The following is a 14991-nucleotide window of genomic DNA, read 5'->3' on the forward strand; positions in this document are numbered from 1 at the left end:
TAAAATTTATAATATTCTGTAAACCGGATACTGTCTGAATGTTTTTTCTTCGAAATAGGGAGAATTTCTATAGATCCAGTCCAGTTGGGCTGTTCCGTCGTCTGCAAATTTTTTATCTGATGCTTTTTTCGCCTCAAAAGATTCTTTTAACTTTTTATCAGTCTTCAATAATTCCGAAGCAGTGTCTTCAAAAATATAGGCTGAATAATATTCTTTCTGAGCTAAGATTCCATCAAAGAAATTCCAGTTAAAAAAAGAGTCTAAAGCCTCAGGTTCAAGTGTTTCAACAAGATATTTTACACCAGGCTGATCGGTTGGAATTACATAGTCCCCGGCTAGGAAAACCTGGCTCTTTTTGGCCGTTTCCACGCTTGTATCATAATGAAGATAATGTCCTTCGTAAGGGTTTTTAACGGTTTTAAAATCTTTGATCTTATAAGACTCAACCGCTGCCGTACTGTCTTTTTTTAGAGCAGTCATCAGGATTTTATTTCTTTTCAGCTCTTCAATCACCCGGTACTGAGACTGTGGAACCACGTAGTATTTAGGAATCGTGATGTATCCTGTAGGAACCGCCGTCATGAAGAGTTTGATCTTCTTGGTAAAAGGTTTATTTCTGTCGTAATACAGCCTGGGCTTTCCGGAAATATCACTTGGTTTATAACTTCCTTCATACCCTTTGAAATCCATGGTAGAAAACTTTGTAGAATCTATTTTCCAACGGATTCCGTACTGCATTCCGGCTTTGTACTGCTTCAGATTATCAAGACGCAGCTGTTTTACTTTTCTGTAATCTTTGTCTAAATTCTGAAGATTGACCAGCATATATTTGTAGGTAGCATCCACTCTTTTGTCATAAGGCTTCAGCATATGGGTCTCAGGAACCGTTCCCAGAGAATTAAACAGAGAGGTATATCCTGTGGAATATCTCGGTGAATCTTCAAAAGCGGCAAATCCTTCATCCGGAATATCGCCGTGGATATTTACATAAGGTGTACTTTCGTAGCCAAGTTTCTTCATCGCTTCAAGATTTTTGGTCTGATAATCATTGTAAAAGTAAGCTCCCAATGTATTTCCAAGACGTTCTTTAAAGGTGGAAATGTAGGTAAAAGTATATTGATAATCAGCTCCGTTACTCACATGATTGTCTATAAAAACATCCGGCTGTAACCATTGATAAATACTCTGAAAACTTCTGGCATTCTTTGAATCTGCTTTAATGAAATCCCTGTTCAGGTCATAGTTTCTGGCATTCCCCCTGAAACCATATTGTTCCGGACCGTTTTGATTGGCTCTTGAGAAAGAACCTCTGTTCAGCATTCCGTTGACGTTATAGGCAGAAATGGCTGCCACAATAAAGTTTTGTGGTGTTTTTATTTTTCCCGTAGCAAGATCTCTCATGAGCATCATCGTGGCATCTATTCCGTCCGGCTCACCTGGGTGAATTCCGTTGTTCACGAATAAAACGGCTTTATCTTTTCTCAGTTTATCGAGATCTTTTTCAGGGAAAGGATTGTACATAACGACATAAATGGGTTTTCCATTGTCATCTTCTCCTTTTTTAAGGTATTGAATGGTATTGAAATGCTGAGCCAGATCCTGATAATAGGCATTCATTTCATCGTAGGTCACCGTTTGGTTTCCGTTTCCTTTTTCAAAAGGAGTCTGAAATGATTTTTGCGCTAAAAATAAGGATGTGCTTAGGAAAATTAAGAGGTATTTCAGTTTCATTGAAGCAGTTTTTGAACTCCAAAATTACTTAATATGATTTGGGTGGGAAAGGGAAATTGTGGATTTATTGGGTTCTATTTCTTAGGGTTGAATGTCGGAAGGGCGTTAAGGTTTTTGATCTTAATTATGTTTTAAGGCGCAAGAAAATCGAAGATATCCATTGGATAATATGCTGTCTGGGAATGTGCTTAATCTTTGGGAAACAGCTATTTATATTGAGTTTTTTATCGATAAAAACCTTATAGATTTTGGAAACCTATAAGGTTGGAGTGTGTTAGAGATTTCTGATCTATTTTCATAGGGGTTTATTTCCTGCAATATCATTATTCCTGCCCTTTTCATCAGGGTATAAAGACGGAAGAGGATCGCTCTGCCAGAACTCCTTGGTGTCGATATCCATCATTGACAAAGCACCTGTAAAAGCTGCTCCGGTATCCATATTCCAGATGTTGGCTTTATGGGCTGGATGTTTAATTCCTATGTCTGTTGTTGGTGTGTGTCCTATAAATATCTCATTGTATAAAAGCAGCCTTTTCGGATAGAATTCAGAGTTTCTTTCCAATTTTGTATCCATAGCGACTGCGGTTTCCCAAAGGGTTCTGTCCCAACGGTAATTGCTGGAATAGACTTCTTTTTCAGGGCCATGCATAGACGAATATCCGGCATGGATAAACAGACGGTTTTCATCATCTACGTGATAGCTTTTCATCCTCTGGAAAAATTCAAGATGGAGTTCCAGATCTTCCAGTGAATAGTCATTATAACTATCAACTGTGCTTTTTCCGCCATTGAAAAGCCATACATCAGGACTGTCTCCAAGTGTCAACCAGTCTTCACACCAGGTATCATGGTTTCCCTTGATGAAGATGCATTCATGCTTTTTGGAAAGCTCTATCAAGAACTTTACGACTTCTGAAGATTCGCTCCAGCCGTCTACATAATCCCCGAGAAAAATAAACTGATCTTCTGCTGTAATTTCTGCCCGTTCAAAAACCTGCTGTAAGGCCTTAAAACCTCCGTGAATATCACCGATTACTAATGTTCTTCCCATCTTTACTTTGAAATGTATTTTGCATCCACAAAATCTGTCAGCCAGACTTTGTTTGCCGAAAGATAGAAAAGAATTCCGTCTTCATGCATTTCTTTGGTTCTAATGGTCAGAATAAACGGTTTTCCATGGCGCATTCCTACTTTTGTTGCTGTTTCTTTATCTGCGCTTAGGTGAACATGCTGTCTTGCTCTTTTTTCAATTCCGTTGTCCAGAATAGAAGAAATATTCGATTCTGCGGTTCCGTGATACAGGAAATCAGGTGGCTGTGCAGCCTTCAAAGCCAGATCTACATTAATGGAATGTCCCTGACTGGCTCTGATCCTGGTTTTGTCTTCATTAAAAGCAAAGCGTTTTTTATTATTGGTTTCCACTACTTCTTCCAGCTCTTCAAAGCTGAAATGCATTCGACCTTTTGCAGATTTTGTAATGAGTTCATTCACTTCTGCCCATCCGTTTTCATCCAGTGTGAGCTGAATGGTCTCCGGTTGATGTCTCAGAATAAGGCTTAGAAATTTGCTTATTCGTTTGTTTTGTATTTCGTTCATGGTTTTTGTCTTTAATTCATTAATTTTTTCTGAAGCTTTTCACACAAAACTTCAATATCTTCATTTCTTACAAGTTCGGAAACCCATTCTTCCGGAATATTTTCAAATCCGTAGTAAATACCTGCAAGTCCTCCGGTGATGGCTCCGGTGGTATCTGTATCTTCTCCTAAATTCACGGCTTTCAATACGGCTTCGGCATAGGTTTCTGAATTGAGAAAACACCAAAGAGAAGCTTCTAAGCTGTGGAGGACATAGCCGCCACTTTTGATCTCTTCTTCCGGATAGGTCGAAATATCACTCTTTAAAACGCGATGAAAAAGTTCAATCTCTTTAGGGTTAAACTCCTGAATTACCGAATATTCTAAAGCCAGTTTCTGCATATGCTCATAAGCTTCTTTTTTACTTTTCCCTTTAATAAGCTCTATGGCGAAAACCACATACATGAAGCATGCAAAAACAGAACGGAAATGTCCGTGGGTAATGGCAGAAACTCCTTTAACCGTTTGATACAGTTTCTCAATATCCTCTTCATCTTTAAGATAAAAAGCTAAGGGAAGAGTTCTCATCAGAGAGCCATTTCCATTATCTTCTTCAAAAATATTTCCTGAAAACCTTGCGCTTTCTCCTTTGATTAAACGAGCAATGGAATGTCTTGTTATTCCTCCGATGTCAAAAAGCCGTCCGTGAGCCGTCCAGTGTCCATATTTATTCCATTTTACAAAACTCTGACCTATTTTCTCCAGATCATAGCCTTTTGTGAGTACATCAGCAATACAAAGCGTTAATGAACTATCATCACTCCAAGTCCCTTTTGGCTGGTTCCAGGACATATATTCCAGATAACCGATAACGGGAAATCTCTTTAAATCTTCTCTTTTCTTAAATTCTACAGGAACCCCGAGCGCATCACCAATGCACACCCCAAAAATTCCGGCTTTGACTGCGTTTTCCATTATGCTAAATTGACAAGTTTATCAAACAGCAATTTCATTCCTTTGGTTGCAGATTCTTTCATGACTACGGCTCTTTGTCCGTACCCGAATCCGGTTTCGTTGGGATTAATTACGATCAGCAGGCAGTCGTCTTTGATCTCATGGATCAGTCCTGCCGCAGGATATACCTGCAGAGAAGTTCCGATCACCACAAGAATATCCGCCTCTTTTACCTTTTCCTGTGCCGTTTTGTACAATGGAACATCTTCTCCAAACCACACGATAAATGGTCTTAACTGAGCGCCATCTTCCGCTTTGTCGCCTATCTTAATGTCACCTTTTTCCTCATAAATCAGGTTTTTATTATTGCATGAGCAGGACTTGAACAATTCTCCGTGAATATGAAGGATATTAGTAGACCCGGCTCTTTCGTGCAGGTCATCTATATTTTGGGTAATGATCTGAACATCAAAATGTTTTTCCAGTTCTGCGACCAATCGATGAGCTTCATTAGGTTCAACTTCATGAAGCTGTCTTCTTCTCTGGTTGTAAAATTCCAGTACCAGCTCCCGGTCTTTTCTCCATCCTTCCGGACTGGCTACGTCTGTGATATTATGATTTTCCCAAAGACCATCTCCGTCTCTGAATGTCTTTATTCCACTTTCGGCGCTGATTCCTGCACCGCTTAATATGGTTAGTTTTTTCATTTGTTTTCTAATATTTCCTGATATTTAGAATCCTTGTAAGGATAATAAATAATTTCTAGTTCATTATTACTTAAATATGTAATTAAAGAATCAGCAAGTTTAATATGTTGTTCATCATTTTTTGGATAAACATCTAACAGATCTTTAATCTCTTTATTATTATAAATGTATAGAGTGTTTTCTTTAATAGAATATTTTTCTCTGAATGCTTGAATAAATTCGGAAAGCTTATCATTTTCTTGACTTTCCATTTTTAAATAAACGTCAAAAATCTCTTCAAATCTGTTTTCTCGGTATCTAAGTATTTCAAAATCAAACTTAGTTAAATCATAATTTAATTTTCTTTTCGTTTCATTAATGAGTTTGAAATCCAATTTAAAATTTGATGGAAATACTTCATAAAATTTTACGTCCATATCTTTGAAGAGTCCATAAAAAGATTCTTTAATTGTTTCTGGAGTTTTAATTCCAAAATAAATCCCAGTAATTGCAGATGGATGAAATTTTTTCATTCCATACTTATCAAAAATCAGTCTTATTTCTTCTTCATGCTTCCAAGTTGATTTTTTAGTGGCAAACATCTTTTTAATATACCCATCTTGTAAGTTTGTAAGATCATCAATCCCTAAAGTTGGAATGTTATCTTTATAATCAATTTCAAATTTATATTGAAAATCAAAATTTTGCCCCTTATCAATTAATTTATCTAAATTATACTCTATACAATATCCTGAATAAGAACCTGCATAATAAGCCCATAATTGCTCATTCAAAAAATCAGTGCTTAAGCAATAAACTCCAATTTCTTCCTTGAAATTTAAGGTTTCTTTAAACTGAGTTTCAAAATTATCCAATTCTTTTATGGGGAATGACACCCTTAAAATCTTAATTAATTGGGTTATCTCTTCATTAAAATAAATATCAAATGGATCATTCAACATACTATAATTGGATGAATAGAAAGAATTATCTTCAATAGTCTTAAAATCTCTTTCAAAAATATCCTTTTCAATAGACCTATACTTATATACTTTCATAATTTGTTGCAATCTGTTTTTATTTAATTTCTTCGAACAGCTTCAGCATCTCTTCATTTTTAGTCAAGACTGCAAAAACCACTCTTTTAAATTTATTTTACATTATTCAAAGTCATAAACATATACCGGGATATTATTTCTGACTAATGTTTTTTCAATAATAGGATCTATCTCGTCCCATTTTCCTCCTGCTAAGCCACAGCCAATTCTCGGCATATGTACTTCTGCATTAAGTTTTAAAGCTTCAAGAGCTACTTTTTCTAAACATTTTTCGACAGCTTCATATCTTATCGGTGGAATTCCGTTGGAATTGGTCATAATTTTATGCTGACCAATCATATTGCAAACCCAAATATTTTTTTCAACCTGTACCATCTGGATTTCTCCAAGAATAAACCTGTCTCCGTTTTTAAACCATTCCCGATACTCTTTTTCTGGCTGTTTCCACCTTTTAGAAATCGCCATTACAAAACCTTTTCCCCAACCTCCAATATCATTACAGATATGAATGATAATCTTATTTCCTTCCGACTTAGGATTTGTCGCGTCTCCTTTTAAATATTGTATTTCTTTCATTAGTTCTGTAGCTTTGAAATAAGATTATTAATTTCAGTATTGACAGATTCTTTGAATTCATTTCCAACAAAAACTCTGATCACCTCAATATCCCCAACAATCTCATCATTAAAATTCTCCACCTCTTCCGCCGGCACCCACAACTCATTATGGTTTCTCGCACCCACATTCTGCGTTGTATATTGATTCATAATTTCTTCCGGCACCTCAAATTTGGTAACAAATCCGAGATAATTCCCGGCTTCATCCCTGGTATTCCATTTTTCAGCAATTTCTGAGGCATAACTTTCATTCAATACCGGATAGAAAATAGGCTGCCACTCTAATCTTGGTGGAAATTTTTTACAGCCACTCTCTAAGATCAGAATCATTTCTTGTTCTCCAACCGGTCTGTAAAGAGGTATTGTTGTCATAGTTTTTGTTTTTAAATAACCGCTCCTATTTTGTGAGCCAGTTCAGCCGGCAGTGGATATGATTTTTCAATGGGTAACAGTTTTTTTGCTTTATCATATGCTCCGGACTTGGTTAAATTTAATATCTTTTTAACCAAAGGCGTGTAATCTTCAATTTTAACGATCCATTCATTATTAAATTCTTCAATCAGATACCGGCTAATGCCTACCTGAATGGAACGGCACTCCAGTTTATTCCCTTTAATATTCCTTTCCGGATCCCACTGTACATACACCTCAGCGTTTTCAAAGTCTTTTTCCCAGGTTCCCGGATTGGGATACACTCTTTTTTCGGGAGAAGTTAAAATAGCTTTGCTTAAAGCTTTTTCCCATGCTTCTCTTTTGATATGGATCGCCAGCGTACATTCCTGTCCGGATTTTTGTCCGTAATTACTCCTTTCCATCATCCAGAGAAAAGAAGGCTTGATCCACGTCATCCTGTTGAATGAAAATGGAGCAGAAAACTTCTGATTCATCACGGCAGATTTCGCAATCTGCTCATTGTATGACTGGTAAATCACGATCGTATCTCTGCTGTAATCTGCTCTTATTTCAAATTCTTTCATCGTTCTACTGGTATTCGGCCCGTTCTGACATTAAATATAAAACCATTATTTGGTTTAAAAAATTTCTTTAAAGTCTTTTGAAAATGGAGAATAGGATCCGTAGACTGTATCAAATTTTATTTTTAAATTTTCTATTTTAAATTGCTCATCGGTCTGATCAAGGCACGTAACAACCAGATTCTTTTGAGTTGCTGAAACATAAGCGCCATCCAAAATAAGGGCATAATTCAGCAGATCATAATCCAGTTCTCCAAAACGGAGTTCTTTCTGATAATCATTAAAGACACAGGTTTCTTCTTCATTGTTTTTCAGCAGTAATTCCTTTTCATTGCTCATCCATCCACTTCCGTGACGGGTTGAGTAATTTCTGGTCACATAATACATCTCAATATCCTCTATTTTCAAAAGTCTGCAGATCTCAAAAGCATTTTTTGACGTGGTATTCGCGTAAGTTACATTCGGAAATACGCCGTGATCCATGTCCAGAAGAATTCCCTGGCTGCCTTCAAATATGAGGTTTTCAAATGAATTCAGATAGGTATAATCATCTATTTTCCAATCGATCTGGTCTACCGCATTTAAAAAATCATGCATGCCTTCTTCCAATTCATCTCCATCCATAAAGCCGTAGTAATAGGCTATTCCTTTTAACTTTTCGATCAACATTGATCTTGGAGCTATTAAATCGGCTGCAAATAGTTTGTATGGGCTTTCGTGTCGTTTCATCGTGGCTCCGATTCCTTTTCCACAGGTTCCGTGCTCCAGATTTTTCGCATTGGTCCTGTTTTGCCAGACATCAAACGGAGTGGTGACTTTCGCCAGCGGATGAATATGAAGTTCTGTATTTCCGTTTTTCTCCATTAATTCCTTTCTTTCATTGAATAAAAATACAGGATGAATGGTGCAGTGTTCCGTAAAATAAGACGGCAACCCACGCAGTGCTCCACTCGCAAAACTGGAATGAATATGCTTTTTACCATTAATCATGACCGTATGCGCGGCCTGCTGACCTCCGGAAAACCTTATGACAACAGACTCCGGGTTTTGCTCCGCCAGAAAGTCTGTAGTGATTCCCTTTCCTTCATCACCAAAACCCAAGCCTATTACTATTTGTGCTTTTTTCATGACTTAAAACATTTGAATATGATCCAATCCGCCTTCTGTTGGTCTGAACGTTTCATTTTTAAATCGGTCGCAAATCACTCCTTTTATAACATTTGGAATGTCTCTGTGATCAGCTATTGATAAACAATTTTGTCCTAATAATTCTTTCCAGCCGCTATCTGCTCTCATTGCTTGGTCAGAATGAAGAACATTGATGTGATACACCTCGTATCGCTTTTTCGCTTCTTCCAGTAACTCAAAATGTGTATAAGTATACTGTCCCGCTCCCATAATTTCCCTGATCGCCGATGCCGGAAGTGTTTTTAAGCAAGGCTCATCACCTACCGTAAACAAAATCCCTTTCTGGTTTCTCTTTTCAAACGCATCAGTTCTGGTATGGAAAGCGGCAAAGTACCACGCTAACAAATAGCTTTCTCCTGCATTTCCGCCACCTCCGGATTCAATATAAGTACGCGTCAGCCACATATCCAGCTCTTCATCTCCTGATTCAAACTGTCCTACCTGTAAAGGAAAAGCGTCACATTCATGATCCCCGATTCCCAAAAATAAAAGGGCCGGATCGGGAACGCCTCCCTGGATAATTCCTCCCATTAATTTTGGAAGCCCTTCCTTAATCAATTCGTGCGGAATATGTCCCATACTTCCCGTCACATCCAATCCTAAAATGATAGGAACAGAGTTCGGGTGTACGGAAGAATCCCTCGATTCTCTGAAAGAAATTCCTTTAGGGTTCATAGATTCATGAGCTCTTCTCTCTGCATTCTGAGTGAAAATTTCACCTGCGGATTTAGATCCGTAACCTGCTTTTCTTGCTCTGTCAAAACGAGCATCTATATCGTATCTTGTACTTCCCATAACTAAAATGTTTTACCGAATAAATATTCAAATCTCTTTACGGCGACTTCCAGCTGAATATTTAAATTTCTGATTGTTAATGAATATTCTAAATCTTTCTGAACAAATGCTTCCGGCTGAAAATCTGCAAATGTCAAGCTGTTCCTGTCTAAAGGGCTGATATCTATGAGCCCTTCCTGCTCGCGCTCCAGCCGCTTTATTTTCAGTTCAATGTCTTCAACCCTGCGCCTGTAGATCAATTCGGAATCTGCTCCGATGGTGCGTGCACGGTCTTCTCTGATCTGGTCATTGTTTCTCTGCAATGACTCGATGAATCTCGGTTTTAGTTCGTCTTCCATCTTTTATTATTTCGTATTGTTTTTACGCTAATCAAAAAGGGCATAGTAATCCTTATTCTTTTTACGGATCATTACACTTATTGGAATACATCACATCCGTTCTCAAAACGTATTTATTTCCGCTGATCAGGGTTTTCCCTTCATGTCTTACCGGGTGATAGAAAACCAATGCAGACCCTTTTTTCGGAGCCACGGTGAATAGGTTTTCAAATTCAGTTTCTCCGCCTTCAAAATCGTCATTCAGATAGATCATGAACGTATAGAAACTTTTTTCATGTTCATTCCGGATATAGCTTCCGTCCCTGTGCATTTTGAACCTTTGTCCAGGAGAATATTTATACACTCTGAACATTTCATTAAAATTCTGAAGCTTATAGTTCTTATGTTCCTGAGGAAGAAACTCTGCTGCTTTTCTGAAAAGACCTTCTGCTAAATCGTTATCAAAAACCATCAGCCGATCATTGTTTCGGATGCCTTTGCTCATCATCTGCTGACCATTCATATTGATCTTCGCTTCTTCAAATACCTTTTCCTGAGCCATTGCGATATATTCATTACAGGCAGCGGAAGTCAGGAAATCTTCGATGAGAAAGATCTGTGGGTTAAGTTCTATCTTTTCCATAGTAGTATTTTGTGTTTATTGACTGTGTTTTTACCTTCTCATTTCGTCTCGTACTTCCATCAAAGCAAATCCCAGCAGGTTCTCACCATTCCAAAGTTTTGGATCAAGAGCTCTGGCATCTGTTTCCAGCATTCCGATTCCCCATATTTTGTCATAAGGACTGGCTTCCACTAAAACCTTTTCATCAGTTGACAACAGAAAATTCTGAAACTTTGGATTTTGGGAGAATTTCAAAAGATTGGCTTTCTTTACGATTTCATATTTATGTTCGTCCCAAAGTTTTGGATCAAAATTCTTCACTTTTCTTCCCAGACTTTTAGCCTGATTGGGTGTTTCGGATTTTAAAACCTCCTTCAAGATTTCCTGATCATTAAACAGTCTTGCTTTTCCGCCCATCATATAATGTTCAGCAGTTTTATAAACAATTCCGTTTTCTTCAAACTGAATGGGAAACCATTGGCTGAAGCATGATTTGCTAATCTCCTCTTTTACCGTATGTCCCCAGAAGAATAGAAATTCAAGTTTCTCTTTTCTCTGAAATTTATCAATAATATGTTGTAAGGTGCATTCCATGATTGTGTTATTCTTACGCAAATGTAAAACAATATCATATTACAGCCAAAATATATTTGCGTTATTTTAACACTAAATATTTAAAGCACTGATTATCAATATTAAAATTTAAATTTTGTGAAATTTATTTTAAATACAAAAAACACAAATGTTTTCACAAATAGCACAAACACACATTAAACTAAAATTTTAGTTTATCTGTTTTGAATGATAAAAAGAAAGAGATTTTAACGTAAATTTAAACATGATTAGCCTGGGATAAAGATTATTTGATTTCGAAATAGAAGCCTTCTTTTTCAAGTTCTTCATATTTCTCCTGATTAAAAGTGAACAATTTTCCTGGTCTGCCGCTACCTTCTTTTTTAACGTTGTTGGTTTCATTAAGCAGTCCATAGCTCATGATTTTTTTACGGAAATTTCTTCGGTCTATTTCACGTCCGACTATGGTTCTGTACAAATTTTCAAGATCTGAAAAAGGAAATTCCTCATTGAGAAGATTAAAGCCGATCGGCTGATATTGTATTTTGGTACGAAGTCTTTTTAACGCAATGTCAATAATACTTTGATGATCAAAAGCCAGTTTGGGAAGTTTATTTACACTGAACCACTGTGCATCTTCGGCATCAGAATCGGCAAAGAGTTCATGATAGGAAGGGTTCACAAGCCCTAAATAAGCCACAGAAACTACCCTATTCCTTGGATCGCGGCCTACGTTCCCAAAAGTATAGAGTTGCTCCAGAAAATCGGGCTTTATGCCGGCTTCTTCGTGCAGTTCTCTTTTGACCGCATCATCCAGGTTCTCATCATCCAGAACGAGGCCTCCGGGAAGCGCCCAGCCACCTTTGAAGGGTTCGATGTTTCTTTTGATTAATAGGAGCTGAAGATCCTGCTTATCAAAGTACCCGAAAATGACGGCGTCTACCGCAACTTTTATTGCCTGCATAATTGATTTGCGTTATGAATACACAAAGGTACAATTTATAAATGACATCAAAAAAACAATTGATCGCATAATAAAATTAACTAACTTTATTTTACATTAACCCACTTAAAATTAACTCATTATGAAAAATCTATTGTTATTATTTTCAGTTGTTTTTCTTCTTACTGCCTGTGAGAAAGGAAAACCCGTGACAGAAAAAAATTCCTCCAAAACGGATTCTGCAGAATGGAAACCTGTAGATTCTGCTGCTGCCATGAAAGCCTGGATGGACTACGCTACACCCGGAGACCTTCATAAAATGCTGGCCAAATATGACGGAAACTGGACAGGAGTATCAACCATGTGGATGGAAACCGGTGGAAAACCCATTACCAGCCAGGCTGAATGTACCAATAAAATGATTTTCGGTGGAAGATACCAGCAGAGCAATTACAAAGGAAGCTTTATGGGAATGCCGTTCGAAGGGATGAGCCTGATGGGCTATGACAAAGCAAAGGAAAAGTTTGTAAGCACCTGGGTAGATAATATGGGAACGGGAATTATGCATGCAGAGGGCGATTGGGATGCCGCTAAAAAATCTCTCGAATTCAAAGGAAAAATGGCCGATCCTGCCAGACCCGGAAAAGAATGCGATTTCAGAGAAGTTTACCTATTTACAGATGACAATAACCACACCATGGAAATGTACGGCCCTGACTCTAAAACAGGGAAAGAACACAAAAGCATGGAAATAAAATTCACCAGAAAGAAATAAAAAAGGGAGAAACCTCTTCTATGAAACGGTGATTTTCCTTATAGATTTCAAGGCAGATATGCTCAACTTTGGTATAGAAAATAAAAATTTACCATCATGAAAACATTATTAAGAGCCTTTATCGTGGTCATCATCATCATAGGAGGAGTTTTGATCATCGTTGTAGGGAAAAAGCCTTTCCCGGAACCTGAATGTCTCGTATGCGGGATCAATCTTATCAGAACATTAGGCATTGCCGAAGTGATTCTGGGACTTGGAGCTTTGGTGATACAAGCCAATCTTACAGAGAAACAGCGAACTTTCTAAAAATAAAAGACCGGTAAAAAATTACCGGTCTTTTTTATATTAATCGTTTAGTTTTAATACAGCCATGAACGCTGATTGCGGTACTTCTACTCTACCAATCTGCTTCATTTTCTTTTTACCTTCTTTCTGCTTTTCAAGAAGTTTACGTTTTCTGGAGATATCTCCTCCGTAACATTTTGCGGTAACGTCTTTTCTTAATGCTTTAATGGTTTCTCTGGCGATCACTTTCGCTCCCAATGCTGCCTGAACGGCAATATCAAACTGCTGTCTCGGGATCAGTTCACGAAGTTTTTCACACATCTTTTTACCGATATAATAGGCATTACTGTCGTGAATCAGTGAAGAAAGTGCATCTACCATATCTCCATTGATCAGGATATCCATTTTAACCAATTTGGAAGAACGCATTCCGATTGGTGAATAATCGAATGATGCATACCCTTTAGAAATAGATTTCAGACGGTCGTAAAAGTCGAAAACAACTTCTGCCAAAGGCATATTGAATGTTAATTCTACCCTGTCTGCCGTTAAATAACTCTGGTTGACAATCTCTCCTCTTTTTTCAATACAAAGTGTCATTACAGCACCCACAAAGTCGGATTTAGTAATGATGGACGCTTTAATATAAGGTTCTTCAACTCTATCGAGAAGATTGGGATCAATCATTTCCGATGGGTTGTTGATCAAAATTGCAACTTCAGGTTCTTTTTTAGAATATCCATGGTATGAAACGTTGGGAACCGTAGTAATTACGTTCATATCAAATTCTCTCTCAAGACGTTCCTGTACGATTTCCATGTGAAGCATTCCTAAGAATCCGCAACGGAAACCAAAACCAAGTGCTGCAGAACTTTCCGGTTCAAAAACCAGAGAAGCATCATTCAGTCTTAATTTTTCCAATGAGAATCTCAGTTCTTCAAAATCTTCCGATTCAATAGGATAAATTCCGGCAAAAACCATTGGTTTTACTTCTTCGAAACCGTCAATCGCAGCAGCTGCAGGATTTACAAAAGAGGTAATGGTATCTCCTACTTTTACTTCTCTTGCGTCTTTAATCCCTGAAATAATATAGCCTACATCACCACATTCAATAGTCTTTTTCGGAACCTGCTTCAGTTTCAAAGTTCCTACTTCATCAGCACCATATTCTTTTCCTGTAGCGAAAAATTTAATTTTCTCGTTTTTAGAAATGCTTCCGTTTACGACTTTGAAATAAGCCTCAATTCCTCTGAACTGGTTGTAAACAGAGTCAAAAATCAATGCCTGTAACGGAGCATTCGGATCTCCAACCGGCGCAGGAATTCTGTTTACAATCTGCTCAAGCAAATCATGAACTCCCTCACCTGTTTTTCCTGATACTCTAAGAACATCTTCATATTTGCACCCTAAAAGTCCCATAATTTCGTCGGTAACTTCTTCAGGGTTTGCAGACGGAAGATCTATTTTATTCAGAATCGGAATAATTTCCAAATCGTTTTCTAATGCCAGATAAAGATTACTGATGGTCTGCGCCTGGATACTCTGTGCTGCATCTACAATAAGAAGTGCACCTTCACAGGCAGCGATAGAACGGGAAACCTCGTAAGAAAAGTCTACGTGTCCCGGCGTATCAATAAGGTTTAAGATATATTTTTCTCCTTTATACTCATAATCCATCTGGATCGCGTGAGACTTGATGGTGATCCCACGTTCTTTCTCCAAATCCATATCATCCAGGGTCTGAGACTGCAGTTCTCTTTGAGTAACTGTATTGGTATACTCCAAAAGACGGTCTGCCAAAGTACTTTTACCGTGGTCAATATGAGCGATTATGCAAAAATTTCGTATGTTTTTCATTTAAGAACGTTGTAATTTGCAAAGATAAAAAAATGCAGGAGA

The 14991-nt window shown here is 37.6% G+C and carries 18 protein-coding genes; 2 read left to right on the plus strand and 16 right to left on the minus strand.

Features of this window, described 5'->3' with window-relative positions:
* Window positions 1–6: 6 nt before the first annotated feature.
* The 15 genes from LC419_RS16200 to LC419_RS16270 all read right to left on the minus strand — a co-directional run bounded on the left by LC419_RS16200 (window position 7) and on the right by LC419_RS16270 (window position 12053).
* The gene (locus LC419_RS16200) at window positions 7–1731 is read right to left on the minus strand and encodes a hypothetical protein (protein ID WP_223608337.1); all 1725 of its coding nucleotides are present in this window, start codon (window positions 1729–1731) and stop codon (window positions 7–9) included.
* A 295-nt stretch (window positions 1732–2026) separates the two neighbouring features.
* A complete protein-coding gene (locus tag LC419_RS16205; RefSeq protein ID WP_223608338.1) occupies window positions 2027–2782 on the minus strand; it encodes a metallophosphoesterase family protein in 756 nt (251 codons plus the stop codon).
* A 2-nt stretch (window positions 2783–2784) separates the two neighbouring features.
* Entirely contained in the window at window positions 2785–3327 is a 543-nt protein-coding gene (locus LC419_RS16210; protein WP_223608339.1) for an RNA 2'-phosphotransferase, read from the minus strand.
* Window positions 3328–3338: 11 nt separating this feature from the next.
* Complete coding sequence (locus tag LC419_RS16215; protein WP_223608340.1) at window positions 3339–4280, minus strand: ADP-ribosylglycohydrolase family protein; 942 nt, start codon at window positions 4278–4280, stop codon at window positions 3339–3341.
* On the minus strand, window positions 4280–4966 hold the full coding sequence (locus LC419_RS16220; RefSeq protein WP_223608341.1) for an NAD-dependent deacylase: 687 nt from the start codon (window positions 4964–4966) through the stop codon (window positions 4280–4282). Before LC419_RS16220 ends, LC419_RS16215 begins: the two co-directional genes overlap by 1 nt.
* Window positions 4963–6003 (minus strand): DUF2971 domain-containing protein, encoded by a 1041-nt coding sequence (locus LC419_RS16225; protein WP_223608342.1) that lies wholly within the window; start codon window positions 6001–6003, stop codon window positions 4963–4965. The genes LC419_RS16220 and LC419_RS16225 overlap by 4 nt, the downstream gene beginning before the upstream one ends.
* A gap of 102 nt (window positions 6004–6105) precedes the next feature.
* On the minus strand, window positions 6106–6579 hold the full coding sequence (locus LC419_RS16230; RefSeq protein WP_223608343.1) for a macro domain-containing protein: 474 nt from the start codon (window positions 6577–6579) through the stop codon (window positions 6106–6108).
* The gene (locus LC419_RS16235) at window positions 6579–6992 is read right to left on the minus strand and encodes an ADP-ribosylation/crystallin J1 (protein WP_223608344.1); all 414 of its coding nucleotides are present in this window, start codon (window positions 6990–6992) and stop codon (window positions 6579–6581) included. Before LC419_RS16235 ends, LC419_RS16230 begins: the two co-directional genes overlap by 1 nt.
* Before the next feature lie 11 nt (window positions 6993–7003).
* Window positions 7004–7597: a DUF4291 domain-containing protein gene (locus LC419_RS16240; protein ID WP_223608345.1), complete on the minus strand. Its 594-nt coding sequence runs from the start codon at window positions 7595–7597 to the stop codon at window positions 7004–7006.
* 54 nt (window positions 7598–7651) lie between these two features.
* The gene (locus LC419_RS16245; RefSeq protein ID WP_223608346.1) at window positions 7652–8722 is read right to left on the minus strand and encodes an adenylosuccinate synthetase; all 1071 of its coding nucleotides are present in this window, start codon (window positions 8720–8722) and stop codon (window positions 7652–7654) included.
* A gap of 3 nt (window positions 8723–8725) precedes the next feature.
* Entirely contained in the window at window positions 8726–9577 is an 852-nt protein-coding gene (locus tag LC419_RS16250) for a hypothetical protein (RefSeq protein WP_223608347.1), read from the minus strand.
* 2 nt (window positions 9578–9579) lie between these two features.
* Complete coding sequence (locus LC419_RS16255) at window positions 9580–9915, minus strand: hypothetical protein (RefSeq protein WP_072925029.1); 336 nt, start codon at window positions 9913–9915, stop codon at window positions 9580–9582.
* Between the two features lie 61 nt (window positions 9916–9976).
* On the minus strand, window positions 9977–10537 hold the full coding sequence (locus tag LC419_RS16260; RefSeq protein ID WP_223608348.1) for a 2OG-Fe(II) oxygenase: 561 nt from the start codon (window positions 10535–10537) through the stop codon (window positions 9977–9979).
* 30 nt (window positions 10538–10567) lie between these two features.
* Entirely contained in the window at window positions 10568–11110 is a 543-nt protein-coding gene (locus LC419_RS16265; RefSeq protein WP_223608349.1) for an NADAR family protein, read from the minus strand.
* A 265-nt stretch (window positions 11111–11375) separates the two neighbouring features.
* On the minus strand, window positions 11376–12053 hold the full coding sequence (locus LC419_RS16270) for an NUDIX domain-containing protein (RefSeq protein ID WP_223608350.1): 678 nt from the start codon (window positions 12051–12053) through the stop codon (window positions 11376–11378).
* Window positions 12054–12174: 121 nt separating this feature from the next.
* Here LC419_RS16270 and LC419_RS16275 point away from each other — a divergent pair, with 121 nt between their 5' ends.
* Together LC419_RS16275 and LC419_RS16280 are read left to right on the plus strand one after the other, a co-directional pair.
* Window positions 12175–12807, plus strand: a complete 633-nt coding sequence (locus tag LC419_RS16275; RefSeq protein WP_223608351.1) for a DUF1579 domain-containing protein — start codon at window positions 12175–12177, stop codon at window positions 12805–12807.
* Between the two features lie 96 nt (window positions 12808–12903).
* Window positions 12904–13113, plus strand: coding sequence for a hypothetical protein (locus tag LC419_RS16280; RefSeq protein ID WP_034724485.1), 210 nt, complete (start codon window positions 12904–12906; stop codon window positions 13111–13113).
* A gap of 39 nt (window positions 13114–13152) precedes the next feature.
* On the opposite strand, the gene lepA is transcribed toward LC419_RS16280, so the two are convergent.
* Entirely contained in the window at window positions 13153–14949 is a 1797-nt protein-coding gene (gene lepA, locus LC419_RS16285) for a translation elongation factor 4 (RefSeq protein ID WP_223608352.1), read from the minus strand.
* Window positions 14950–14991 lie beyond the last annotated feature (42 nt).

The sequence above is a fragment of the Chryseobacterium sp. OSA05B genome, assembly GCF_019970065.1.
Classification (GTDB): Bacteria; Bacteroidota; Bacteroidia; order Flavobacteriales; family Weeksellaceae; genus Chryseobacterium.

What these genes read in the sequence shown, in the direction of transcription:
- LC419_RS16200 (WP_223608337.1), bottom strand. Translation starts at nt 1,731, where the DNA reads ATGAAACTGAAATACCTCTTAATTTTCCTAAGCACATCCTTATTTTTA.
- LC419_RS16205 (WP_223608338.1), bottom strand. Translation starts at nt 2,782, where the DNA reads ATGGGAAGAACATTAGTAATCGGTGATATTCACGGAGGTTTTAAGGCC.
- LC419_RS16210 (WP_223608339.1), bottom strand. Translation starts at nt 3,327, where the DNA reads ATGAACGAAATACAAAACAAACGAATAAGCAAATTTCTAAGCCTTATT.
- LC419_RS16215 (WP_223608340.1), bottom strand. Translation starts at nt 4,280, where the DNA reads ATGGAAAACGCAGTCAAAGCCGGAATTTTTGGGGTGTGCATTGGTGAT.
- LC419_RS16220 (WP_223608341.1), bottom strand. Translation starts at nt 4,966, where the DNA reads ATGAAAAAACTAACCATATTAAGCGGTGCAGGAATCAGCGCCGAAAGT.
- LC419_RS16225 (WP_223608342.1), bottom strand. Translation starts at nt 6,003, where the DNA reads ATGAAAGTATATAAGTATAGGTCTATTGAAAAGGATATTTTTGAAAGA.
- LC419_RS16230 (WP_223608343.1), bottom strand. Translation starts at nt 6,579, where the DNA reads ATGAAAGAAATACAATATTTAAAAGGAGACGCGACAAATCCTAAGTCG.
- LC419_RS16235 (WP_223608344.1), bottom strand. Translation starts at nt 6,992, where the DNA reads ATGACAACAATACCTCTTTACAGACCGGTTGGAGAACAAGAAATGATT.
- LC419_RS16240 (WP_223608345.1), bottom strand. Translation starts at nt 7,597, where the DNA reads ATGAAAGAATTTGAAATAAGAGCAGATTACAGCAGAGATACGATCGTG.
- LC419_RS16245 (WP_223608346.1), bottom strand. Translation starts at nt 8,722, where the DNA reads ATGAAAAAAGCACAAATAGTAATAGGCTTGGGTTTTGGTGATGAAGGA.
- LC419_RS16250 (WP_223608347.1), bottom strand. Translation starts at nt 9,577, where the DNA reads ATGGGAAGTACAAGATACGATATAGATGCTCGTTTTGACAGAGCAAGA.
- LC419_RS16255 (WP_072925029.1), bottom strand. Translation starts at nt 9,915, where the DNA reads ATGGAAGACGAACTAAAACCGAGATTCATCGAGTCATTGCAGAGAAAC.
- LC419_RS16260 (WP_223608348.1), bottom strand. Translation starts at nt 10,537, where the DNA reads ATGGAAAAGATAGAACTTAACCCACAGATCTTTCTCATCGAAGATTTC.
- LC419_RS16265 (WP_223608349.1), bottom strand. Translation starts at nt 11,110, where the DNA reads ATGGAATGCACCTTACAACATATTATTGATAAATTTCAGAGAAAAGAG.
- LC419_RS16270 (WP_223608350.1), bottom strand. Translation starts at nt 12,053, where the DNA reads ATGCAGGCAATAAAAGTTGCGGTAGACGCCGTCATTTTCGGGTACTTT.
- LC419_RS16275 (WP_223608351.1), top strand. Translation starts at nt 12,175, where the DNA reads ATGAAAAATCTATTGTTATTATTTTCAGTTGTTTTTCTTCTTACTGCC.
- LC419_RS16280 (WP_034724485.1), top strand. Translation starts at nt 12,904, where the DNA reads ATGAAAACATTATTAAGAGCCTTTATCGTGGTCATCATCATCATAGGA.
- lepA (WP_223608352.1), bottom strand. Translation starts at nt 14,949, where the DNA reads ATGAAAAACATACGAAATTTTTGCATAATCGCTCATATTGACCACGGT.